Below are 23,181 nucleotides of genomic sequence, written 5' to 3'. Positions count from 1 at the left end.
ATGGCACGCCGCAAGGAAGACCGCGCCAAGGTGGACCTGTCCGCCTTCGACCAGGCCGGCGCGCGGGTCTTCGACAACCCGCTGGTCACCGAGGTCTCCGACTCCTACCTGGAGTACGCCTTCTCGGTCATCCACTCCCGCGCCCTGCCCGACGCGCGCGACGGGCTCAAGCCGGTGCACCGGCGCATCCTCTGGTCGATGCACGAGGCCGGCCACCGGCCGGACCGGGGGCACGTGAAGTCCGCCCGGGTCGTCGGCGACGTGATGGGCAAGTACCACCCGCACGGCGACACCGCGATCTACGACGCGATGGTCCGGCTGGCCCAGGACTTCTCGCTGAACGCGCCGTTGATCGACGGGCACGGCAACTTCGGTTCCCCCGACGACGGCCCCGCCGCCGCGCGCTACACCGAGGCCCGGCTCTCCCGCGAGGCGATGCTGCTCGTCGGCGAGCTGGGCGAGGACACCGTCGACGTCGAGCCCAACTACGACGGCTCGCTGACCCAGCCGACCGTGCTGCCGGCCGCCTTCCCCAACCTGCTGGTCAACGGCGCGTCCGGGATCGCGGTCGGGATGGCGACCAACATGATCCCGCACAACCTCGGCGAGGTGGTCTCCGCCGCCCGCTGGCTGATCAACCACCCGGACGCCGACCTCGACAAGCTGATGGAGTTCGTCCCCGGCCCTGACCTGCCCACCGGCGGTCTGCTGCTCGGCCTGGACGAGGTGCGTCGAGCGTACGAGAGCGGACGCGGCGTGGTGCGGATGCGCGGCAAGGTGGAGATCGGCCCCCTCGAGGGCAGCCGCGGCCGGCAGGCGATCACCGTCGTCGAGCTGCCGTACGGCGTCGGCGCGGAGAAGGTCATCGCCGCGATCACCAACGAGGTCACCAAGACCAAGCGGCTGACCGGCATCGCCGACGTCAAGGACCTCACCGACCGGGAGAGCGGCACCCGGCTGGTCATCGAGTGCAAGGTCGGCGTCAACCCGCAGGCGCTGCTGGCCGACCTCTACCGGCTCACCCCGCTGGAGCAGTCGTTCGGCGTCAACAACCTGGTGCTGGTCGACGGTCAGCCGCGCACCCTCGGGCTGAAGGCGCTGCTGGAGGTCTTCCTGGCCCACCGCTACGAGGTCGTCACCCGGCGCAGCGCGTACCGCCGGCGCAAGCGCGAGGAGCGGCTGCACCTGGTCGACGGTCTGCTGATCGCCCTGCTCGACATCGACAAGGTGGTCAAGCTGATCCGGGCCAGCGACGACGCCCAGGCGGCCAAGGACGGCCTGATGCAGAAGTTCAAGCTCTCCGAGATCCAGGCCACCTACATCCTGGACACTCCGCTGCGCCGGTTGACCAGGTACGACCGGATCGAGCTGGAGGCCGAGCAGGAGAAGCTGCGCGGGGAGATCGCCGAGCTGTCGAAGATCCTGGACGACGACAAGGTGCTCAAGAAGGTCGTCTCCGACGAGCTGTCGGCGGTGGTGAAGCAGTTCGGCGCGCCGCGGCGTACCACCCTGGTCGACGGTGACCTCAAGGAGGTGCTGGCGGCGTCGGTGCCGGCCGGCCCGTTGGAGGTGGCCGACGACCCCTGCCAGGTGATTCTCTCCGCGACCGGGCTGGTGGCCCGCACCGCGGCCGAGTCGGAGGAGGCCGCCGAGGGGCGCCGGCGCAACGGCCGGGTCAAGCACGACACGGTACGCGCCGTCGCGCACACCACGGCCCGCGGCCGGGTGCTCCTGGTGACCAGCGCCGGCCGGGCGTTCAAGATCGACGTGCTGCCGCTGCCGGTGCTGCCGGAGCAGGCCGGCACGGTTTCGCTGCGCGGGGGCATGTCCGCCGCCGAGCTGGTGCCGCTGGAGGCCGGCGAGACGGTGGTCGGCCTGGCCCCGCTCGGGGCCACCGCGCAGGGCTCGCCGGGCCTGGCGCTCGGCACCCGGCAGGGCGTGGTCAAGGTCTGCGCGCCGGAGTGGCCGGTCCGCTCGGACGAGTTCGAGGTGATCGGCCTGCGCGAGGGGGACGAGGTGGTCGGGGCGACCTGGCTCACCGACGGCCAGGAGGCGCTGACCTTCATCACCTCGGAGGCGTCGCTGCTGCGCTTCGCCGCCACGCTGGTCCGCCCGCAGGGGCTCAAGGGCGGCGGCATGGCCGGCGTCAACGTGCCCGACGGGGCGCGGGTGGTCTGGTTCGGGGCGGTCCGCACGGACGACCCCGGGCACGGGGACCCGATGGTGGTCACCTCCACCGGTGCGACGGTCAAGGTGACGCCGTTCGGGGCGTACCCGGCGAAGGGGAGGGCGACCGGCGGCGTGCGCGCGCAGCGGTTCCTCAAGGGCGAGACGGACCTGGTGGTCGCCTGGGTCGGCGCCCGGCCGGTCGGCGCGACCGCCACCGGCGACCCGGTGGAACTGCCCCCCGCCGACCCGCGCCGCGACGGCAGTGGCTTCGCCGTGATGCTCGGCCCCACGGTCCTCGGCCACCTCATCGAACGCTGACTCACCCGCACGCGGAAGGGGCCCGGGGGCTGACGCCCCCGGGCCCCTTCCGCGTCCCCCGTGTCCCCGCGTTGACCATGAAGTTGTTGCCCTGCCCACCGGCGTGTCGCGGCAATAACTTCATGATCACCGAGCCGAGAACCGGGCGGGCCGGAGACTGGGTGGGGTGGGGTGGGGTGGGTCAGGCTACGCCGGTGGGGCGGAACTGGACGCTGACGCGGGGGCCGACCGGGCGGGCGGTCTTGGGGATGGCGTGTTCCCAGGTGCGCTGGCAGGAGCCGCCCATCACCACCAGGTCGCCGTGCCCGAGCGGGAAGCGCAGGCTGGCCCCGCCGCCGCGCGGGCGTAGCAGCAGCGGCCGGGGCGAGCCGAACGAGACGATGGCGACCATGGTGTCGGTGTGCGCCGACCGGCCCTGGGTGTCGCCGTGCCAGGCGACGCTGTCCCGGCCGTCGCGGTAGAGGCACATGCCGGCGGTGACGAAGGGCTCGCCGAGCTCGGCGGCGTAGTGCCGGGTCAGGGTTTCGCGGGCCTCGGTCAGCACCGGGTGCGGCAGTGGGCGGCCGCCCGCGTACCAGCAGAGCAGGCGGGGGACGTCGACCTCGGCGTCGTACATGGTGCGGCGCTCGGCGCGCCACGGCACCTCGGCCAGCAGGGTGTCGAGCACCGCGTCGGAGCCGCGCACCCAGCCGGGGAGGTGGTCGACCCAGGCGCCCCGGGTGAGCACGTGCCGGCGCAGCGCGCCCGGCAGCGGCCCGAGCGACGGGCCGGCGTCGGCGAGGTCGAGCATCGACGGCTGGTAGGCGGCCTGCGTCATGCCGCCACCCTATCAGCGGTTTAGCACAGGCGTACGATCGCCGCGCTGGGCCAGGTCGAGCAGCGCGTCGGCGACCCGGGCCCGGCCGCGCCCGTCGACGGTGGCCCAGGCCCGCGCGGCGAGCGCGGTCCGCCGTCGGGGGGAGCCGAGCAGGCCGGTCAGGGTGCGCGCGGCCGCCGCCCGGGCTGCCCGCCCGGCCACCCCGGCCCCGGCCAGCTCCGGCAGCTCGCCCAGGCCGGCGGTCAGCCCGTGGTCCACCACCCGGCGGTACGACTCGCGCTGGTTGTCCACCACGCAGACCAGCGCCGACGGCGCGCCCAGGCAGCACAGTTCCCAGGTGGACGTGCCGGCGGCGCTGACCACCAGGTCCGCCGCCCCGATCAGGGCGGGCAGCTCGTCGGTGGGCGGGACCGGACGCAGCGACTGGCCCCGGCCGGGGGTCAGCGCCGCCAGTTCCGCCTCGACGTCGGGGCGGCCCACCACCACGGTCAGCTCCATCGGGTGCCCGGTGGCGAGCAGCACCCGGGTCAGCACCGGGGCGGCGCCGAGCGCGTCGGTCCCGCCGAAGAAGGCGAGCACCCGGGGCCGGTCCACCGGCGCGGCCTGCTTCGGGGCGGCCGGCCGGGCGGCGATCACCGAGTCGCGCAGCAGCGCGTACCGGGTGCCGGCCAGCAGCCGCCCGGCGGGCGCGTCGGTCCGGGCGCCGAAGTTCTGGTCCAGGTAGAGGTCGGCGTCCTGCCCTCGGGTGTCGCCGTCGACCACCGCCAGGGTGACCACGCCCGCCGCGCGCAGCGCCCCGGCGCCGGCCGGGTCCAGCTCGTACGAGTCGAGCACCAGCGCGTCCAGCCGGTGCCGGTGGGCCGCCTCGACCAGCCCGGCCGGGGTGTCCGGGCCCGGGTACGCCGGGATGCCCCGCGCCGTCAGCTGCGCCTGCGCCCAGCCGATCCGCTCGACGGTGCCGAACAGCTCGACCCGGGCGCCCCGGGCCAGGAACTCCTCGCCCAGGGCCAGACAGCGGACCAGGTGCCCGACGCCGCGCCGGGGCCCGGCGTCGCAGCGCAACCCGATCCGTGGCGTGGTCAGGACTCCTCCAGGCGCTTCTGGCGTACGGCGGCGTTGAGGGCGCGCAGGGCGGGCTGGCCGTCCAGCCAGTCGGCGAGCTTGGCCAACGGCACGCTGACGTCGCCGAAGTGGTCGGTGACCGCCCGCACCAACGCCCAGTCCTGCTCGGTGTCGAGGGTGAGCCGCAGCGCCGACCGGTCCGGGGTGAGGGTCACCCCGAGCACCCGGAACAGCTCCGGGTGGGTGTACGCGTACGAGGTGACGTGCACCCGGTGGTGGTCGGTGGCGAGCCGGTCCAGGGTGCGCAGCGCGTCCGCCCGGATGATCTCGACGTCCAGCCCGCGGGGCAGCGTACGGGCGATCGAGGTGCTGGCGTAGTCGAGCCCGGGCACCGCCCGGTACACCGCCGCCACCAGCGCGATGATCTCCGGGTCGAGCAGCGGGCAGTCGGCGGTGAACCGCATGACCGCGTCACCGGGGTGGGCGGCCAGGGCGCCGACGAAGCGCCCCAGCACGTCGTCGACCGGGCCCCGGTGGCACGGCACACCCAGCCGGTCGCACTCCGCCACCACCGCGTCGTCGACGCCGTCGGTGCTGGTCGCCACGACCAGGTCGGCGAGCACGCCACTGTCCCGGGCGGCCCGGACCACCCGGCCGAGCACGCTGCGTCCGGCCAGCGGGCGCAGCACCTTGCCGGGCAGCCGGGACGAGCCCATCCGCGCCTGCACGATCCCCACGATCCGCGCCTCGCCCGACCGCCTGGCCGGGGCCGGCGCCGTGGTCGGGGCGGCGGCGCCGGGGCCCGAGGGTGCGGCGCTCACTGCTGCTCCTCCCGCGGACCGCGCTGGTTCAGCGCCTCCCGGGCGCGGCGCTTGGCCGCGCGGGCGCCCCGCTTCGCCAGCCGGGCCGGCGTGATCGCCAGCCGGCCCACCCGGTAGCTCAGCGAACCGCTGAGCAGGTTGATCGTGGCGTCGGCCCGGCGCAACGCCCGCTCCCGCGAGGTCAGCAGCTCCTCGGTCCACTTCAGCAGCGCGCCCAGCCGGGTCAGCTCCTCCCGCTGGCGCAGCCACGCCTGGTGGAGCTGCTGGTAGCTGCGCGGCCCGGCCGGCGGGTCGGTCGGCTCGACCGCGCGCAGCTCGGTGGCGAGGCGGACCCGCCCGTCGGCGTCGAGGCCGCGCAGCGCGGCGGAGACCGCCGCCTCCGCCTCGATCGCCGCGTCGACGGTGCGCCGGTCCAGCTCTCGGCCGGCGAGGCCGCCGAGCACCACGGTCAGCCCGGCGACGTCCAGGGTGGACGGCCAGGGGTGGGCGTACCCGCCGGTGAGCAGCGCGGCGGCGAACCGCCACAGGCTCCGGGCCAGCACCACGTCCACGTCCATCGGCGCGATGGCCCGCCAGCTCGGGTCGAGCACGGCGTGCGCGTCGCCGGCCACCACCACGTTGTCCGTGCCGGCGAGGGCGACCGCGCCGCCCAGTCGGCCGTGGGAGTCGGCGTCGGCGGCGAGCCAGGTCGCGTACCCGCGCAGCAGCCGGCGCAGGGTGTCCAGGTCGCGGCGCAGGCAGGCGTCGAGCAGCAGGGTGCGCAGCAGCCGCCCCTCGGGCACCGGCCCGTCCAGCGCGCCCGCGTCCCGATAGGCCGTCTCGCGGGTGGCGAACGGCGCGGGCTCCGGCCGGCTGACCCGGCCGCCCACCCGCCACCGCCAGCCGTCCGGCCCGTCGACCACCTCGACCACGCCGATCCCCGGCGGCCCGGTCTGCACGAGCGCCACGGGCAGCGCGGCCGGCGACGGGTCGGCCGGCCCGGTGTCCGGGTCGGCGGGGCGGTGGGCGAGCAGCAGCCAGCCGGGCGCCAGCGCCGAGCCGAGGCCCGCGTGCAGCGCGTCGACGGCCAGCCGGGCCGGGTCCTGGAGCACGGTGGCCGCGCCGGCCGCGCAGGCGCCGTGCAGCACGGCGTCGAACAGCCCGGACGTGGGCCGCCGGTCCAGCTCGTCGGCGGCCACCAGCGCGGTCGGCGCGCTCGGATCGGGGTACGCCGCGAAGCACGCCGCCGGCCGCAGTCCCGCCCCGGTGAGCCGGGCCCGCAACTGCTCCGGGCTGGCCGGCCGGTCGGTGTCGAGCACCCCGCCGATGGTCCAGGCGGAGTCGGCGCGGTCGGCGTACCAGGGGGCGGTGGCCACCAGCCGGTGCACGCCGAGCGGGTTGTCCAGCCGCACCAGCAGCGTCCCACCCGGGCGCAGCGCCCGGGCCAGCCGGTCCAGCACGCCGTCCCAACCCAGCCGGGGGCCCTCCACCGACTCCACGGCGTCCAGCCCGGCGGCGGCCACCACCACGTCGAAGGTCTCGCCGGCGGGCAGGCCGGACGGGCCGCCCACCACCACCCGGGCGCCCCGCTCGGCCAGCGCCACCCCGTCCGGGTGGCTGCGCAGCAGGCAGGTCACCTCGGCGTGCGCCAGCCGGGTCAGCAGCGCCGGGTCGTGCGGCCCGGCCAGCAGCACCCGCGCCCCCGCCGGTACGACCCCGGCCGTCAGCGCGGCCACCGGCCCGCCGTCGGGCAACCGCTCCTCCGGCAGGTCGGACCAGGCCAGCATCTCGCCGCCGGGCAGCGCGATCCGGGCCGCCGTCTCAGTGGTCAACTCTTCTCCTCCTGGAGGTTCGCCCACCCGAGCAGCTCGCGCAGCTCGGCGGGCGTACAACGGTGGTCGGTGCCCAGCTCGGCGCGGGCGATCTCGACGGCGGTCGGCAGGTCGACGGACTCGCCGTGCAGCTCCGGCCACTGCCGGCGGATCCGGGCGGTGCCGCCGAAGGTCGGGTCCTCGGCGGCGAGGATCATCGGGTCGCCGTAGACGGCGGGTTCGCAGCCGGCGGCGATGCCGTAGAAGATCGCGCTGGTCAGCCGGTTGGAGGCGACCCGCTTGTGCCGGCGCAGCTCGGTGAGCTGCTTGTCCAGGAAGAGCGGGTCGGTGTCCTTCCACCAGTGGCCGCGGTAGCCGTGGCAGATGACCCGGAAGCCGGCATTCTCGTAGAGCCGGCGCACCCGGCGCATGCCGTACTCGTGCCAGTAGAGGCAGACCGTGACCGGGCCGGGTTCGGTGGCCCGGATCCGGGCGATCAGCTCCTTGTGGTCACCCTTGACGTGCTGGCCCTCCCAGCCGTGGAACGGGTACCAGATGGTGCCCTCCCGCTCCGCCTCCGGCGGGTCGTCCGGGCGCAGCGACAGCAGGTAGGCGAACGGCGCGCCGACGGTGACCACGTTGCGCCGTCCCACCGACCAGGCCCGCCGCCGGGTCTGCTCGGACCAGAGCAGGCTGGGGGTGAACTCGGCGTACGGGTGGCCGGGGGCCAGCCCGTCGCCGATGTTCCAGCCGTGCTGGACGTACCCGTTGATCCGGGGCGGGTGCCCGTCGCCCAGCCCGCAGTAGCGGGCCAGTACGTGCGCGTGGCCGTAGAAGTGGTTCGCGTGGTGCATCGGTTCCCCCGTCAGGCGGCGGCGGGACGTGCCGCGCCGCCCCGCAGCGCCGCGGCCAGCGCGTCGATCACGCGATCCTGGTCGGCGTCGGTCAGGGTCGGGAAGAGCGGCAACGACAGCTGCTGCTCGTAGAACGACTCGGCCACCGGGCACGATCCGCGCCGGTAACCGAGGTCGGCGAAGGCCGGGTGCCAGTGCGCGGGCAGGTAGTTGACCTGGACGCCGATGCCGGCGGCCCGCATCTGGTCGTACACCTCACGGCGGCGGCCGTCGAGCACCCGGATCGGGTAGAGGTGCCAGGCCGGGGCGGCCCACGAGCGGCGGCCGGGCCGCAGCACGCCGTCGAGGCCGGCCAGCGCCTCGTCGTACCGGGCGACCAGCCGCTCCCGGGCGGCGAGGAAGTTGCCGAGCCGGCGCAGCTGGCTGCGGCCGAGCGCGCAGAGCACGTCGGGCAGCCGGTAGTTCAGCCCGAACTCGTGCACCTCCTGGTGCCAGCCGCCCTCGTCCGGCCAGCGCAGCGCGTCCCGCTCGCGGACCAGCCCGATGTTGCGGAACCGGCGGGCCCGGGTCAGCAGCTGCGCGTCGAGCGCGGCTACCGCGCCGCCCTCGGCCGTGGTCAGGTTCTTGGTGGGGAAGAACGAGAAGGTGGTCAGGTCGGCCAGCGAGCCGACCGGCCGGCCCCGGTAGGTGGCGCCGATGGAGTGCGCCGCGTCGGCCAGCAGCAGCGCGTCGCTGCCGGCGAGGGCGCCGCGCAGGGCGTCGTAGTCGGCCGGGTGGCCGGCGTAGTCGACGGCGGAGACCACCCGGGTACGCGAGGTCGTCGCGGCGGCCGCCGCGACCGGGTCGAGGGTGAAGGTCTCCTCCTCGACGTCGGCGAAGACCACCTTCGCGCCGAGCGCGACCGCGCTGCTGGCGGTGGCGACGAACGTCATCGGCGGCACCACCACCTCGTCGCCGGGGCCCACCCCGGCCGCCGCGTACCCGACGTGCAGCGCGGCGGTGCCGTTGGACACCGCCGCGCAGCCGACCCCGCCGGTCCAGCTCGCCAGGTCGGCCTCGAAGGCGTCGACCTGCGGGCCGGTGGTGAGCCAGTCGCTGCGCAGCGCGGCCACCACGGCGGCGACGTCGTCGGCGGTGACCGACTGCCGCCCGTACGGCAGCATCGCCGTCACGCGCCGAGGCCGAGCATGTCGCGCAGCTGCGCGACGCTCAGCCACTCGTCGTTGGTGTCCGACTGGTACGCGAACCCGTCCGGCACCGGCTCGCAGTCGACCGGCGGCTGGTAGCCCCAGGTGGCGATGGTGGGCTGGACGATGAACCGGTCCTTGGCGCGCAGCGTCCGCCGGCTGTCGTCCGGGGCGATCATCTCCTCGTGCAGCTTCTCGCCCGGCCGGATGCCGATCTCGTGGGTGGTGGCGTCCGGGGCGACCGCCTCGACCAGGTCGAGGATCCGCATGCTGGGGATGCGCGGCACGAACAGCTCGCCGCCCTGCATCTGGTCGAAGCTGTCCATGACGAACTGGACGGCCTGGTCGAGGGTGATCCAGAACCGGGTCATCCGCTTGTCGGTGATCGGCAGGCTCTTGCCCTCGGCGGCCAGCCGGCGGAACAGCGGCACCACCGACCCGCGGCTGCCCACCACGTTGCCGTAGCGGACCACCGCGAAGCGGGTGGGGTGCTGGGCGGCGTAGTGGTTGGCGGAGACGAAGAGCTTGTCGCCGACCAGCTTGGTGGCGCCGTACAGGTTGATCGGGCTGGACGCCTTGTCGGTGGAGAGCGCGATGACCTTCCTGACGCCGGCCTCGATCGCGGCGTCCACCACGTGCTGCGAGCCGGTGATGTTGGTGGCGATGAACTCCGACGGGTTGTACTCGGCGGTGTCCACCTGCTTCAACGCCGCCGCGTGCACCACGTGGTCGACGCCGTGCATGGCCCGGGTGAGCCGGTGCCGGTCCCGGATGTCGCCGATGAACCAGCGCAGCCGCGGGTCGTCGCCGAGCTGCTGGCGCAGCTCGTACTGCTTCAGCTCGTCGCGGGAGAAGACCACCACCCGGGCCGGGTCGGCCTCGGCCAGGATGTGCCGGAGGAAGGTCCTACCGAAGGAACCGGTGCCGCCGGTGACCAGGATGGAGGATCCCGTCAGCTCGCTCAATGTGGTGCTCCCATGATCGCAGGTTGTGCGCCGGCGGCCGGGGGCCACGCGACCGGACGGACGCTAGCCACGGCGGGTTAACACCCCGACGCGCCCGGGTGAACCGACCGCGCTGGTCCCGTGAATGCCGGACACCCGGCAGGCGAACACTTGCGCCGATCGCCTCGCGCGGCCGACCTGCGGGATCGGTCGTGGCTACAGTGGCCGCGCGGCCCCCGGCGGCTCCCGACCGTCGGCCGACCCCACCCGTCCCGGCGCCTCGGACCGACGGCGCCCCGCCCGCCTTGCGGCCAGCGGGCTGGAGATCCTGGACCGTCTCCGTTCGAGCGGAACGGCAAGCGCCCAGGATCCGGCCGGTGGCGGGCGCGACACCAGACACCGACCCCTGCCGACCGACGGTCGCCGGGGCCCACCCAGCGAGCAGGAGGCGACGATGGCGTCCGGTACCGACGTACGGGAGCGGGCAGCTGCCCCGGCCGAGGCGGCGTCGGCATCGGCCCGGCGGCGCTGGCTGGTGCCGGCGCTGCTGGTCCTGGGCTGGCTCGCCGGGGTGGCCTGGCGGATGTGGCTGGCCCGGCACGTCGCGCTGCCGATCGCGCACACCGACGAGGACAGCTACCTCAACACCGCCCGGGCACTGGCCGGCGGACCGGGCGGCTTCAGCAGCGAGAACGGCCCGCTGCGCCGGGTCGGCTACCCGATGTTGATCTCCCCGGCGTTCCTCGGCGAGCGGGACTTCACCGACAGCTACCGCCTGGTGCAGCTGATCAACGCGGCGGTCAACGCCACCGTGCTGCCGCTGGCGTACCTGCTGGCCCGTCGGCTGCTCGCGCTGCGCCGCTCGTACGCGCTGGTCGCCGCCGCGGTGGCCGCGACCCTGCCGGCCACCGCCTTCTACGCCGAGGTGGCGATGATCGACGCGGTGCTGGCGCCGCTGGTGCTGGCCTGGCTGCTGGCCGTGCACCGGTGGGCCGCTCGGCCGGGGGCGCTCGCCGCCGCGACGGTGGGCACGCTGGTCGGCGCGTTCCACCTGCTGCACTCGCGGGGCCTGGTGATCGTGGCGGTGCACGCCGGTCTGGTCCTGCTGCTGCTGGTCCGCCGCCGGGCCACCCTCCGGCAGGCGCTGGCCGCGGTGCTGCCCGTGCTGGCCCTGGCCCTGGTGAACGCCGTCGGCATCCGGCTGCTCGGCGACCGCGTCTACCTGCTGGGCAACCCGCCCGGCGGCGGCACCGTCCGGGCCGTCGCCTCCGGCCAGGGGCTGCTGCGGCTGGGGGCGGCCGTCGCCACGCAGCTCTGGTACCTGGTGGTGATCACCTTCGGGCTGGCCGGGATCGCCTGGGCCGCCGCGGTGCGTGAGCTGCGCCGGCGCGGAACCGATCCGGCCCTGCGCTGGACGCTCGGCGTCGCGCTGGTGACCAGCGTCGGCGTGGCCGGCGGCGCGTCGGTGATCCTGGCCGGCATCACCACCAAGCCGCTGGACGCCATCTACGGCCGGTACGTGCAGATGCTGGCCCCGTTCTGGCTGCTGGTCGGGGTGGGGGTGCTGCTCACCGTGGCGTACCGGGTGCTGCTGGCCCGGGCGGCCGTCGCCGTCACGCTGCTGGTGGCGGGCGCGGCACTGATCGCCGCCCGGCTCGCCTACGTGGCGAGTCGGGGGCACGAGCTGCGCTACGGCGGCTTCGGCGCCCCCGACCTGATGGCGCTGACCGGCGGCTGGCGCGAGTTCCGCCCGTTCACCGGGGCGGCGGTGGGCGCGGTGGCCTGCCTGCTGCTGGTCGCCGCGGTCCGGGTGCCGAGGCTGCGGGTGCCGGTGCTCGCCGCGCTGATCGTGGTGAACCTCGGCACCATGCAGGTGATCACCGACCGGCTGGTCCGGCCGATGGTGGCGGCGACCGCGCCGACCCCGCGCGTCGCCGACCTCGGGGTACGCCCCGGCGAGCGGGTCTACGCCTCCGTCGGGGTGCACTACATCCTGCGGTTCAACCTGAGCCACCAGGTGACCTGGAGCGACGTGCGGTGGTTCAACGACCGGCCGCCGGCCGCCGCCGACGTGGTCTTCGCCCGCTGGGCGCCCGGCGCCCCGGACGACTGGGACGGCACCCGCTACGGCTTCACCCGGCTCGGCGGCAATCCGGACCAGCACTGGGCGGCCTGGCGACGCGGCTGACGTTTCTCTCCCGACCTCGATTAACGGGAAATGGCCGGCCGGTTAATGCACGACGGACAATTGTCGACATCAGCGCCGCCGACGATTCTCCCGGTGCAGGGAAACGGGGACGACCGTGATTTCCCGGCCGTCGTGCGTCTGTTGTTCCGGAACGCCCTCGACGAACCGGAACCGGCGGTTCATCTGGCGTACCACCGTGTTGTCGGCGAGCACCTCGCCGTCGAGCCGGTCGAGCCCCAGTTCGTCGAAGGCGTGGTCCACCGCCGCCCGCATCACCTCCAGCCAGGCGGGCAGCGTCTCGCCCCGCTCGGCCAGCCCGTCGGAGTCCAGGTAGAAGCCCCAGGAGCCGGTACGCGGCCCGGCGAGGCGCAGGTCGAAGAAGGTCACCACGCCGCAGGGCCGGCCCTCGCGGACGTACACCAGGACTCGCCGGGTGGGGTCGGTGCGCACCCGCGACCACCACGCGGCGTGCTCCTCGGCGGTGATCTCGTGACTGTTCTTGCTGACCTGTCGGTTGCTTTCCTGATTACGCCAGGACAACATCAGGTTAACGTCGTCCTCGGTCGCCCCACGCAGCACGCCGACCTCTTTCCATCCGATTTCCACGGGTCCCGGAAACCCTACCCGGGAAATGCCGGGCCCAATTCCCGGGCTGTACACTCCGCGGCATGAACGAATTGAGTCGCGCGCAGATCCGCGACCTCATGGCGCAGGTGCTCGCCAACCAGGGCAAGGTGCTCCCGGACGACGACGCCGCCGACCTGCGGGAGATCGGCTTCCGGTCGCTGGACTTCTCCGAGCTGGCCCTGCGGGTGGAGGACGAGACGGGGGAGGAGCTGAACTTCGACGCCCCCGGCCTGCGCCGGATCGCCACCGTCGGCGACGTCCTCGACTTCCTCGGCACGCTCCAGCGGCAGTGACCGTCACGACCTCCACCCCGGCCGGCCTGGACAACCGGGTCGTCGTCGGGGGCGCCGCCCACACCTGGCGGGCGCTGCCCGCGCCGGCGCTGCCGTCGCCCGCCGCGGTCCTCGCCGCCGGCTCCGCCGACGCGCTGGCCGCCGCCCGGCAGCACGCCGAGCACGGCACCGAGCTGCTGCTGAGCACCGCGCACCGGGTCGACCCGGCGATGCGGGACGAGCTGCGCGAGGCCGGCTTCGCGGTGACCACGCTGGACGCCGCCGGGCCGGTGACCGTCCCGCCCACCCGGCCCCGCCCGGCCGAGCCCGGCCGGCTCTGGCTGCTCACCTCCGGGTCCACCGGGCGGCCCAAGCGGGTCGGGCACACCCTGGACTCGCTGACCACCGTCCGGGGCGCCCAGCCGCAGCGCACCTGGCTCTGCCCGTACGCCCCCGGTACGTACGCCTGGTGGCAGGTCGTGACGCTGTCGCTGACCCAGCCCGGGCAGCACCTGGTGGTGGTCGACCCGGCCGAGCTGGACGAGTGGCCGGCCGTCGCCGCCGCGCACGGCGTGGACGCCGCCTCCGGCACGCCGACCTTCTGGCGGCGCACCCTGCACCGCGACGGCGCGGCGCTGGCCCGGGTGCCGCTGCGCCAGCTCACCCTCGGCGGCGAGCCGGTCGACCAGGCCGTCCTGGACCAGCTCCGCGCGGTCTTCCCGACCGCCCGGATCTCCTGGATCTACGCCTCCTCCGAGGTCGGCGCGTCCATCGTGGTGCACGACGGCCGCGCCGGGTTCCCGGTCGACTGGCTCGATCGGGAGGTGCCCGGCCGGCCCCGGCTCTCGGTCGACGGCGAGGAACTGGTGGTCAGCTCGCCGTACCACGGGGTCGGGCTCGACGGGCCGGTGCGCACCGGCGACCGGGCGCAGGTGGTCGACGACCGGGTGCTGATCACCGGCCGGCTCGACTCCGACGAGATCAACGTCGGCGGCAGCAAGGTCTCCGCCGGGCTGGTGCGGGGCGTGCTCACCGCCCACCCCCGGGTGGCCTGGGCGCGGGTCACCGGTCGGCGCGCCCCGGTGCTCGGCCGGATGGTCGTCGCCGAGGTGGTGCCGACGCGCTCCGGCGACCCGCTGGACGAGGCCACGCTGGTGCGCTGGTGCGCCGACCGGCTCCCCGACTACGCGGTGCCGCGCCGCATCCGCATGTTCACCGAGATCCCCGTCAAGGAGACGTTGAAGAGCGATGTCTGACTTCCCGCTCGTCCCGCCCAGCACCGTGGTCCTCGTCTCCGGCGGCTCCCGGGGGCTGGGCCTGGCCATCGCCACCGACCTGCTCGACGCCGGCGTACGGGTGGCGGCCTTCGCCCGTACCGTCACGCCGGAGCTGGAGAAGCTGGCCGCCGAGCATCCCGACCGGGTGCACGTCGGCGCGGTCGACGTCACCGACCCGGCCGCCACCCGGGCCTTCGTGCGGGAGGTGGAGGAGCGGCTCGGCCCGATCGACGGCGTCGTCAACAACGCCGCCGTCGGGCAGGACTCGCTGCACGTGCACACCTCCACCGGCGACATCGCCCGGATCATCGAGACCAACCTGACCGCGCCGTTGCAGCTCACCCGCCTGGTGATCCGGCGGATGCTGGGCAGGGGGCGGCGCGGGCGGATCGTCAACATCACCTCGATCTGCGCGCAGCGCGGCTTCCCGGGGCTGGTGGCGTACTCGGCCACCAAGGGCGGCATGGACGCCGCCACCCGCTCGCTGGCCCGTGAGCTGGGCGGCCGGATGCTGGTCAACTCGGTGGCGCCCGGCTTCTTCGCCTCCGAGATGTCCGCCGTGCTGGGCAGCACCCAGCTCGACCAGATCGTCCGGCGTACCCCCACCGGCCACCTCACCGAGCCGGAGGAGGTCGTGCCGGTGGTGCGGATGCTGCTGCGCGAGCAGACCAACATCAACGGCCAGGTGATCGTGGTGGACGGTGCCGCCTCCGTCTGACGCCGCCCGGTCCCGGCCGGGGCCCACCACCCGCGCGCCCCGGCCGGTGCCGGCCCTGCTCGGCACCGCCGAACGGCACCTGCGGGTGGGCCGGCCGGCCGACCTCAGGTACGCCGTCACCCGCAGCCACCTCGACGACGGGCGCTGCGTCGGCTGGTACGGCCCACCGACCCCCGGCTGGCGGGTCGCGGTGGACGCCGAACGGGCTGACGCGGACGTCCCGCCGGCCCTGGCACACCGCTTCGGGCGGGCCGACTTCTGGGCCCGCTGGACCCGGGCGGAGAGCCTCTGCAAGCTGGCCGACGTGCCGGTGGCCGCCTGGTGGCGGCGGCACGGGCTCGCCGTACCCCCGGAGAGCCGGGCGGTGTGGCGGACCCTGCGCCTGGGCGACGTGGTGGTGACCGTCGCCTTCGCGCCCTGACCCGTCGCCCCGCGCGGCACTGCGTCGCCTCGCGCGGCACTGCGTCGCCTCGGGCCGCGTGCCCCTCGCGCCTGTCGCCGCGTGCTCCTCACGCCGCGGGGCCTTGCGCGCCGCTGCGGCCAGGGCTGGGCGGCCGTGTCTTTCGCGCCGCGCCGCACGGCCGGGCCTCGGGCCGCGGGGCCATGCCTGCGGCCGCGCGATGCCGCCTGTGCCCCGGCCCGGGTGGCTGAGTCGTTTGCGACATCACCTCGAAAGGGAGCCAGGACAACCCTGCCGGCCGGCGGACGGCGACACCGGCCCCGGAAGCCCGGAGCCGGTGTCGGTCAGCGACGGCTCAGACGAGATCCCAGCTCAGCGGGGTGCCGCGCGGGACGTCGACGGCGAAGGTGCGGCCGAGCACCTTCTCGATCTCCACCGGCGGCAGCCCGCCCGCGGGCCGGATCGACCGCACGTTGTCGACGGTCACCGGGTCGCCGGCGCGCACGTCCGCCACGACGTAGAGCGAACGGCGGAACCGCAGCCCCTCCCGCTCGGCGGGGGTGGGGCCGATCGCGGTGCCGCCGAGCGCCGCGTACGCCCGCCCCGACTCGACCACCAGCGCGGCCAGCTCCTCCGGGTTCAGGGAGAAGTCGGAGTCCACCCCGCCGTCGGCGCGGTCCAGCGTCACGTGCTTCTCGATGAAGCAGGCGCCCAGCGCCACCGAGGCGACCGGCACGCCGATGCCCGGGGTGTGGTCGGAGAGCCCCACCGGCACGCCGAACGCGTCGGCGAGCACCGGGATGCGGCGCAGGTTGCTGTCGGCCGGCGGGGCCGGGTAGGAGGCGGTGCAGGCGAGCAGCACGATGCCGCCGGCCCCGCCCTCCCGGGCGGCCCGCACCGCGGCGTCGATCTCGGCCACCGTCGCCATCCCGGTCGAGATGACCAGCGGCTTGCCGGTGCCGGCGACCAGCCGGATCAGCGGCAGGTCGACCAGCTCCGACGAGGCGATCTTGTACGCCGGCGCGTCCAGCTCCTCCAGCAGCTCGACCGCCGTGGGGTCGAACGGCGAGGAGAAGACGGTCAGCCCCCGCTCGCGGGCCCGGGCGAAGATCGGAGCGTGCCACTCGTACGGCGTGTGCGCCCGCTCGTAGAGCCGGTACAGGTTCTGCCCGCCCCACAGCTCGTGCCCACCGGAGATCCGGAAGGCCGGGGTGTCGACGTCGATGGTGATCGTGTCCGGCCGGTACGTCTGGAGCTTCAGTGCGTGCGCCCCGCTGGCCGCGACCGCGTCCACGATGGCCAGCGCCCGGTCCAGGTCCCCGTTGTGGTTGCCGGACATCTCGGCGACCACGAAGGGCCGCTCCCCGGCGCCGACCACGTGCGGCCCGATCTTCACTGTCGTCATGCCCGACCTCTGTCCGCTGTTGCGTCCGCGCCCGGGCGCGGTCCCTGCCTCGTCGTCCGGGGACGACCTGGAAAACTCCGCCGCCGTGGGCGTCCGACCCGACTCCGGACGCTCATGAGGCGCGACGAGCCTCGTCACGGCGTGCCACGACCGGCCAGCGCGTCGGTTGCCTCGGCCCGCTCCGCCGGGTCGGCGGCGACTGAGTCCGTACCCGCCGACGCGACGGCGGCGCCGGTCGGGGGCGCGACGGGCCGGCGCAGCCGACCGGCCAGCCGGTGGGCCTGGCGCAGCGCCGCGTACGCGAGGTATTTGTCCCGGCCCACCAGCCGGTGCTTGAGCCCGGCCACCCCGCCGGGGCGGGGGTAGCCGCCCGCCGGCAGGTGGCGACGGTACTGCGCGGCCACCCGGTGGAAGAACTCCCGGCGCAGGTGCGGGTGCAGCCGGTCGTCGTTGCCGACCACCACCAGCATGTGGTTGACCATCAGCCCGAACAGCTCGGCCCGCAGCCGCTCGTCCGGGTACCGCCGCCCGACCCAGTCCAGCAGCCGGTCGTACTGCTCGAAGGCGTCGAAGTGCCGGCCGCTTCGGGTCGAGGTGATCGCGCCCTGCCGGCCCTGCCGGTACAGGTAGCAGACCCGGTCCAGCACCGAGATCTTCTCCGCGCCGATCAGCAGCGGATGGCTGAACGGGATGTCCTCGTACCAGCCGGGGTGGAAGCGCAGCTCCAGCTCGTCCATGAAGGCGCGGCGGACCACCTTGTTCCAGGCGGTGTGCTGCACCCGCAGCAGCTGCGGCCGGTCGGCCAGGCGGACCACGTCGGGCACCCCGCGCAGCAGCGGACTGCTGGCGTCCAGCTCGCGCCGCCCGCCCTCGTGCACCCGCACGTGGTCCACCAGCAGCACGTCGGGGCGGTGCGCGCGTAGCCGGTCCAGCACCGCGGGGATGGTGCCCGGCGGCAGCCAGTCGTCGCTGTCGACGAACCAGACGTAGTCGCCGGTCGCCACGTCCAGGCCGGCGTTGCGGGCCGGGCCCAGCCCGACGTTGCTGCTCAGGTGCACGGTGCGGACCTCGGACCGCCCGGCGGCGTACGCGCGCAGCATGTCGCCGCACCGGTCCGGGGAGGCGTCGTCGACGGCGACCAGCTCGACCGTGCCCCGCTCGCCGGCCGGGACGTCCGCCCGGATCGACTCGAGGCACTGGTACAGGTACGCCTCCACCCCGTGGACCGGCACGACGATGCTCAGCAGCGGGGTGGCGCGCGTCGGCTCGTTGACCACGCCGCCACCCTGGTGCACCCGGGTGGACGGCCCCGGAACCTGACGTATCCGGGGGAGATGGAGTTACTGAACAGCCGCCGAGCGGCGGGTTAACGGCTCAGGATGCGCCGTACCGGCGCGCCGACGGCCCGCCTGGCCCGGGCCCGCAGCCGCTGCTGCTCCAGCGTCCGCACCTGGCCGTCCAGTGCCGTGTTGCGGTCCCGCAGCCACTGGATCCGCTCCAGCAGGGCCTCCGGGGAGGTCGCGGTGGCCGGGCGGACGGCCGGCACGACCACCGGGATCTTCAGCCGCTCGACCAGCCGGGTCATCAGCTGGATCCGGTACGCGTAGCTGCGCCGGAAGGCGTTGGCCAGCGGGACGACGTAGACGTCGTACTTCTCGTCGATCTCGTCGGCCTCGCGCGGGTTGACCTTGAACTCGGTCGGCGTGATCTCGGCGGTCGTCGTGCTGAGCAGCTTGTGGGCGGCGTGGCTGAGGACGAGGTTGCCGTTGTTGGCCCATCGCCGCTCCAATTCGTGGTTCACGCGTGCCGGGGCGCCCGGAGCCAGGACGCCGGCCAGCCCGCCGCCGGGCACGACGTCGGCTGCGGGTCCGGGGAATATTAGGGCAATCTGCAGCCCACGCGTACATCTCCCGGTGGTCCGCGTCCCCCGGCCGGGTCGTGGCGGCCCCACCAGCCGGTAGGGTGCCCGGACGGTGGCACGACCGGTGCCGCCGTCCGGCGCCGGGCCGCGGTCGCGGCGGCGAACGGCCGGGGGAGGAGAGGTACGTGCGGGTGAGCGTGGCTACGGCGGAGTGCCCGGCATGACGAGCGCGGTGGGCGCACCGACGGCCACGGCGAGCCGGCTGCCGTCGCTGACCGGGCTGCGCTGGGTGGCCGCGATGCTGGTCTTCGGCTACCACGCGGGCACCATGCGGATCGTCGGCGAACCGGACTACCAGGCGGTCGTCGGCGGGGTGTTCGCCCTGGGCCTGTCCGGGGTGCAGTTCTTCTTCATCCTCAGTGGGTTCGTGCTGGTCTGGTCGGCTCGCGACGGGGACCGGCGGCGCGACTTCTGGCGTCGACGGCTCGCCAAGATCTACCCGAACCACCTGCTGACCTGGGTGGCGGCCCTGCTGGTGATGTGGTGGTTCGCCGACACCATCGTGCCCCGCGCCGCGCTGGAGAGCCTCCTGCTCGTGCAGGCCTGGGACCCGACGCCCGGCTACTTCTACGCCATCAACACGGTGAGCTGGTCGCTCTCCTGCGAGCTGTTCTTCTACCTCTGCCTGCCGCTGGTGCTGCCGGCCCTGCGCCGGGCCCGCGCCGGCCTGCTCTGGGCGGTGGTGGCGGCGGTGCCGCTGCTGATCGTGGCCCTCTGGCCCGGGCAGGCGCTGGTGCCGGACGAGAGCACCTGGTGGTTCACCCAGATCTTCCCAGTGGTCCGCTCGCTGGAGTTCTGGCTGGGCGTGGCGGCCGCCGAGCTGCTACGGCGGGGCCGCTGGCGGGGCCCCGGCCTGCCGCTGGCCAGCCTCGTCTTCGTGTTCACCTGGGTGGTGGCTGCGCAGTGGATCCGCGCCGAGCTCTGGGCGGCGATCCTCTCCGTGGCGTACATCCTGATCATCACCGCCGCGGCGGACGCCGACGTGCGCGGTCTGCCCTCGCCCTGGCGGCACCGCCGGTTGGTCTGGCTCGGTGAGGTCTCGTTCGCTTTCTATCTGGTGCACGTGCTGGTGATGGTCACCGTGCTGCGGGCCAGCGGCCACCTCGGCGTCGGGTTGCCCGGCTGGTGGGGACCGCTGGCGGTGCTCGGCTTCCTGGCCGTGAACCTGGTGCTGGCCGCCCTGCTGCACCGCTGGGTCGAGACGCCGATGATGCGTCGCCTGGCCCCCCGTCGCCGGCCTCGCCCCGCCCCGTCCACCCCGGACGCGGAGACCGCGCCGACGCCGCCGCCCACGCCGGCGCCGCGGGCGGCCGCCGACGGCGCGCCGGCCGGCCGACCCGTCGAGTACGCGGGCCCGCGCGACCCCCACTGACCCCGGGTCCACCCTGGCCGGTGCGCTCCGGTTCCGGTGCCCGTGCGCCTCGCGCCGTTCGCGGCGTGTCGGGGTGACGTTGGCCGGGGATCGCACGACACGCCGCGAACTGCCGGCGCTCGTCCCGGCACACCTCAGGGAGCGCCGCGCCGACACGCCCGGCGACGCTGCGTTCACTCGGCATCGGCGGTAGCGTGGTGCCGTGCTTCCGGTCGCGCTCACCAGTCCTCTGTGGTGGGTGGCGCGCTGGAGTTCCCGGCTGCTGACCGGCCTCGCCCTGGCGGTCGCGCTCTCCGTCGGCGGTCCGGCCGTGCCGGACGTCGGCACCCTTCCCGCCGCCCCGAGCCCGGCCGGTGCCCCGATCCTCGCCGATCTGGCGGTGCCCGACGGGTCCGCCGTCCGCGCGGCCGCCGTCCCCGCCGTGACGCTCGCTGGCGGGGACGCCCCGAGCGCGGGCCGTGCGTTCGTCGCCCCGCCCGCCGCTCCGCTCGATCCGGTCACCTCGATCGACCCGGCCGGCCGGCCGGCCCATCCGGTCACCGCACCGCCGCTGCCCCTCACCGGGCTGGCCGCCGGCGCGACCGGTCCCCGCGCCCCGCCGGTCGGCTGACCGCCACGCGGGGGCCACCCGCGACCGCGCCTCCGAGAACCTCACCCCCGCACCCGCGCCCTCTGGCACGCGGCGACGCCCCGGCCTCGCCCCGTCGACACCGGGCCGGTGCGACTCCTCTTTCCGCATCCCGCTTCCGGGAGGTGCCCACCGTGAACACCGTCCTCTACCAGTTCCTCGTCGAGGTCCCGACCGCCGCCGCCATCTGGTCGGCCCTGCTCGTGCTCGCCCTGACCGTGCTCACCGTGCTGGTCGCCCGCCCCGAGCGGGACCCGGCCCCCGGCGAGTCGGTCGTCGACCCGTCCCCAGCTGCCGATCCCGCGACCGAGCTGGCGGACCTGCGCCGGTACGCCGAGGAGATCGCCGTCGCCGCGGCCGGCGCCGCCCAGACCGCGCGCCGGCGGCGGGATGCCTGGCTGGCCGCCCAGGAGGAGGTGGACCGGGCCTGGACCGCGTACGACGAGGCGGATTCCGCCGCCCGCCGGTTCACCGGCGCCGCCGCGCTGCCCGCCCCGCGCACCCCACGTACGCCGGCCGAGTACGCGGGCCGGGAGCGCTGGCTGCACCAGGCGGCGGTGGCGGCGCACTGGCGCGGCGAGCTGCCGGTGGAGCGGCTGCGGGACGTCTTCGCGCACCGGGACGGTTGGGACCCCCGACGGCACCCCGTCGAGCAGGAGGTGCTGCTGGCCCGGGCGGTACGCGACGGTCGGCGGGACGCGTACCGGGCGGCGGCCGGGCGGGAGCGGTCGGCGTGGCGGGACGCCGAACTGGCCGCCGCGGCGGCCCGCGCGCTCGCCGTCGAGGCGTACGCGGCGGCGGAGCGACTGTGTCCGGCGCGGCTGCCCGCCCAGCGGACGGCGACGGCGACGGCACGGACGGCGCTCGCGGCGCGGTGGCGGCCGGCACGGGTGGGCTGAGGACGCGACCGAATTGTTACCCGTATTTCCGTGAGTCGCGTCACGGCGACCGTGAAACCGGTCATCCGGTCACAGCCGGTGACATCGATCGCGACGATCGGCGGGATTTGTTGCCGTGCTGTCCGGTTGTCGCCCGGCGATCCCGGAACAACCGCCTGTCCCATCGAGCGAAGTCAGTGCCGAACTGTACGGCAAATTGGTCGCCCTGATCATGTTTACGCAGATCGCAGGGCTTGGCCGACCCGTGACCGACCAGTAGTGTCGCCCGGGTCCGGTGCGGTTTCCGATCGCAAGAGGCGACGCCGCGCCGACCCGCTCAATCGTGATTTCACGAACCGGGGACCCATGCACGTCCGGGGTGAATCCGCGGGCCACGGCCCGTGGTAGGGCGCTCTTCCCGCCCGAATCCGTCAGCTAACCCGGTAGGCGGTGTCGGAAGGAGTTCCAGCTCTTGCTGTTCCCTCGCATTCCTCGGCTTGCTCTCCACCTCGGTACCGGGGTGATCCCGCCGGTCCCTCGCGCCCTCGCGCGCTGATTCCGGCCTCACCCCGCCGCCCGGCCTCCAACCGGGCGCACCCCCCGCCGAGCGGCCTCGCACACCGGTTTCGACACCGCGGGTGACGTCCTGTCACGCGCCGGTCCGGCATGCCGCTCCCGCCCTCGTACCGTGGAGGAAACACGTGAAGCACCCCCTGAAGCGGCAGCTGCGACGCCTGGCCACCGAACGGTCGTACCAGTTGGTCGCCGGCTCGGCCGCCGCGCTCGTGCTCGTCTCTGGCGCCAGCACCCTGCTCGCCGACGAGGCGCCCGCCCGCCAGCAGACCTCGGCCGCCGTCGCCGAGGTGGCGCCCCGGCTGGACGACGTCGCGACCCGCAGCCAGGCCCGCGTCGCCGTCCCGGCCCACAAGCCGTCGCCCTCGGCCAGCCCCTCGCCGTCGGCGAGCGCCACCAAGGCCAAGGCGGACCCGGACGTGACCCGCAAGGCGGCCCCCAAGCCGCCGTCGACCAAGGTCCTCCGCTACGACTACCAGGCGCAGACCACCTACTACAACTGCGGTCCGGCCGCGGTGCGCAACGCGCTGAGCGCGTCGGGCGTCGAGCGGACCCAGGACGAGCTGGCCGGCCCGCTCGGCACCACCGAGATGGGCACCAACTCGGCGCTGGACACCACCCGGGTCCTGAACCAGATCGTCAAGGGTGACCCGTACCGGACCCGGATGTTCCAGGGCACCCCCAGCTCCGCCCAGATCGACCGGCTCCAGGCCGACGTGATCGCGGCGATCACCGACGGCCGGGGCGTCGTGGCGAACGTGGCGGGCAGCGCCACCGACACCGACGGCGGCTGGCACTCCTTCCCGGGCGGCCACTACATCGCGGTGGTCGGCTACAAGAACGACGGCCGGACGGTCCGGATCGCCGACTCGGCGGACCCGAACCTGCCGTCGTACTGGGTCAGCACCATCGACCTGGCGAACTGGATCGCCACCCGCGGCTACTCCGCCTGATCCACAC

At 74.9% G+C, this 23,181-nt stretch carries 21 protein-coding genes and 1 riboswitch; of the genes, 10 read left to right on the top strand and 11 right to left on the bottom strand.

What is annotated here, in order from left to right; translation table 11 throughout:
- The gene (locus V6U89_RS26970) at window positions 1–2,487 is read left to right on the top strand and encodes a DNA gyrase/topoisomerase IV subunit A (protein WP_334574894.1); all 2,487 of its coding nucleotides are present in this window, start codon (window positions 1–3) and stop codon (window positions 2,485–2,487) included.
- 181 nt (window positions 2,488–2,668) lie between these two features.
- Here V6U89_RS26970 and V6U89_RS26965 read toward each other — a convergent pair whose 3' ends face one another.
- The 7 genes from V6U89_RS26965 to pseB all read right to left on the bottom strand — a co-directional run bounded on the left by V6U89_RS26965 (window position 2,669) and on the right by pseB (window position 9,983).
- Window positions 2,669–3,304, bottom strand: a complete 636-nt coding sequence (locus V6U89_RS26965) for an alpha-ketoglutarate-dependent dioxygenase AlkB (protein WP_238449492.1) — start codon at window positions 3,302–3,304, stop codon at window positions 2,669–2,671.
- Between the two features lie 12 nt (window positions 3,305–3,316).
- Entirely contained in the window at window positions 3,317–4,387 is a 1,071-nt protein-coding gene (locus V6U89_RS26960; RefSeq protein WP_334574917.1) for a PseG/SpsG family protein, read from the bottom strand.
- Entirely contained in the window at window positions 4,384–5,106 is a 723-nt protein-coding gene (locus V6U89_RS26955) for a glycosyltransferase family protein (RefSeq protein ID WP_334574915.1), read from the bottom strand. The genes V6U89_RS26960 and V6U89_RS26955 overlap by 4 nt, the downstream gene beginning before the upstream one ends.
- Window positions 5,107–5,183: 77 nt before the next feature.
- Entirely contained in the window at window positions 5,184–6,998 is a 1,815-nt protein-coding gene (locus V6U89_RS26950; protein WP_334574890.1) for a class I SAM-dependent methyltransferase, read from the bottom strand.
- Window positions 6,995–7,831 (bottom strand): hypothetical protein, encoded by an 837-nt coding sequence (locus V6U89_RS26945; protein WP_334574888.1) that lies wholly within the window; start codon window positions 7,829–7,831, stop codon window positions 6,995–6,997. Before V6U89_RS26945 ends, V6U89_RS26950 begins: the two co-directional genes overlap by 4 nt.
- 11 nt (window positions 7,832–7,842) lie before the next feature.
- On the bottom strand, window positions 7,843–9,003 hold the full coding sequence (locus V6U89_RS26940; RefSeq protein WP_334574886.1) for a DegT/DnrJ/EryC1/StrS family aminotransferase: 1,161 nt from the start codon (window positions 9,001–9,003) through the stop codon (window positions 7,843–7,845).
- Window positions 9,000–9,983: a UDP-N-acetylglucosamine 4,6-dehydratase (inverting) gene (gene pseB / locus V6U89_RS26935; RefSeq protein ID WP_334574884.1), complete on the bottom strand. Its 984-nt coding sequence runs from the start codon at window positions 9,981–9,983 to the stop codon at window positions 9,000–9,002. The genes V6U89_RS26940 and pseB overlap by 4 nt, the downstream gene beginning before the upstream one ends.
- 433 nt (window positions 9,984–10,416) lie before the next feature.
- Between pseB and V6U89_RS26930 the strand changes: the two genes are divergently transcribed.
- On the top strand, window positions 10,417–12,150 hold the full coding sequence (locus V6U89_RS26930) for a hypothetical protein (RefSeq protein WP_334574882.1): 1,734 nt from the start codon (window positions 10,417–10,419) through the stop codon (window positions 12,148–12,150).
- Window positions 12,151–12,219: 69 nt separating this feature from the next.
- Here V6U89_RS26930 and V6U89_RS26925 read toward each other — a convergent pair whose 3' ends face one another.
- On the bottom strand, window positions 12,220–12,729 hold the full coding sequence (locus V6U89_RS26925) for a GNAT family N-acetyltransferase (protein WP_334574881.1): 510 nt from the start codon (window positions 12,727–12,729) through the stop codon (window positions 12,220–12,222).
- 89 nt (window positions 12,730–12,818) lie between these two features.
- Between V6U89_RS26925 and V6U89_RS26920 the strand changes: the two genes are divergently transcribed.
- From V6U89_RS26920 to V6U89_RS26905, 4 genes are read left to right on the top strand one after another with little or no spacing between them, the layout of a single operon-like run.
- Complete coding sequence (locus V6U89_RS26920) at window positions 12,819–13,070, top strand: acyl carrier protein (protein ID WP_170285331.1); 252 nt, start codon at window positions 12,819–12,821, stop codon at window positions 13,068–13,070.
- A complete protein-coding gene (locus V6U89_RS26915) occupies window positions 13,067–14,305 on the top strand; it encodes a class I adenylate-forming enzyme family protein (RefSeq protein WP_334574879.1) in 1,239 nt (412 codons plus the stop codon). Before V6U89_RS26920 ends, V6U89_RS26915 begins: the two co-directional genes overlap by 4 nt.
- Window positions 14,298–15,044: an SDR family NAD(P)-dependent oxidoreductase gene (locus V6U89_RS26910; RefSeq protein ID WP_334574877.1), complete on the top strand. Its 747-nt coding sequence runs from the start codon at window positions 14,298–14,300 to the stop codon at window positions 15,042–15,044. The genes V6U89_RS26915 and V6U89_RS26910 overlap by 8 nt, the downstream gene beginning before the upstream one ends.
- Window positions 15,028–15,465, top strand: a complete 438-nt coding sequence (locus tag V6U89_RS26905; RefSeq protein WP_334574875.1) for a hypothetical protein — start codon at window positions 15,028–15,030, stop codon at window positions 15,463–15,465. The genes V6U89_RS26910 and V6U89_RS26905 overlap by 17 nt, the downstream gene beginning before the upstream one ends.
- A 334-nt stretch (window positions 15,466–15,799) precedes the next feature.
- Here the strand turns inward: V6U89_RS26905 and pseI are convergent, their stop codons facing one another.
- The 3 genes from pseI to V6U89_RS26890 all read right to left on the bottom strand — a co-directional run bounded on the left by pseI (window position 15,800) and on the right by V6U89_RS26890 (window position 18,650).
- A complete protein-coding gene (pseI, locus tag V6U89_RS26900; protein ID WP_334574873.1) occupies window positions 15,800–16,849 on the bottom strand; it encodes a pseudaminic acid synthase in 1,050 nt (349 codons plus the stop codon).
- Between the two features lie 134 nt (window positions 16,850–16,983).
- On the bottom strand, window positions 16,984–18,126 hold the full coding sequence (locus tag V6U89_RS26895) for a glycosyltransferase family 2 protein (protein ID WP_334574871.1): 1,143 nt from the start codon (window positions 18,124–18,126) through the stop codon (window positions 16,984–16,986).
- An 89-nt stretch (window positions 18,127–18,215) separates the two neighbouring features.
- Window positions 18,216–18,650, bottom strand: coding sequence for a hypothetical protein (locus V6U89_RS26890; protein ID WP_334574868.1), 435 nt, complete (start codon window positions 18,648–18,650; stop codon window positions 18,216–18,218).
- Window positions 18,651–18,930: 280 nt separating this feature from the next.
- On the opposite strand from V6U89_RS26890, the gene V6U89_RS26885 reads away from it, so the two are divergent.
- The 4 genes from V6U89_RS26885 to V6U89_RS26870 all read left to right on the top strand — a co-directional run bounded on the left by V6U89_RS26885 (window position 18,931) and on the right by V6U89_RS26870 (window position 23,174).
- A complete protein-coding gene (locus tag V6U89_RS26885; RefSeq protein WP_334574866.1) occupies window positions 18,931–20,142 on the top strand; it encodes an acyltransferase family protein in 1,212 nt (403 codons plus the stop codon).
- A gap of 202 nt (window positions 20,143–20,344) precedes the next feature.
- Window positions 20,345–20,752: a hypothetical protein gene (locus tag V6U89_RS26880; protein ID WP_334574863.1), complete on the top strand. Its 408-nt coding sequence runs from the start codon at window positions 20,345–20,347 to the stop codon at window positions 20,750–20,752.
- 152 nt (window positions 20,753–20,904) lie between these two features.
- Entirely contained in the window at window positions 20,905–21,669 is a 765-nt protein-coding gene (locus V6U89_RS26875) for a hypothetical protein (protein ID WP_334574861.1), read from the top strand.
- Between the two features lie 303 nt (window positions 21,670–21,972).
- A riboswitch (cyclic di-AMP (ydaO/yuaA leader) is annotated at window positions 21,973–22,113 on the top strand.
- A gap of 236 nt (window positions 22,114–22,349) precedes the next feature.
- Window positions 22,350–23,174, top strand: coding sequence for a C39 family peptidase (locus V6U89_RS26870; RefSeq protein WP_334574859.1), 825 nt, complete (start codon window positions 22,350–22,352; stop codon window positions 23,172–23,174).
- The last annotated feature ends 7 nt before the right edge of the window (window positions 23,175–23,181 follow it).

The organism is Micromonospora sp. CPCC 206171, from assembly GCF_036906755.1.
Lineage (GTDB): Bacteria > Actinomycetota > Actinomycetes > Mycobacteriales > Micromonosporaceae > Micromonospora > Micromonospora purpureochromogenes.
Note: the sequence above shows the minus strand (reverse complement) of the source record. Positions and strands in the feature narration are given on the sequence as shown.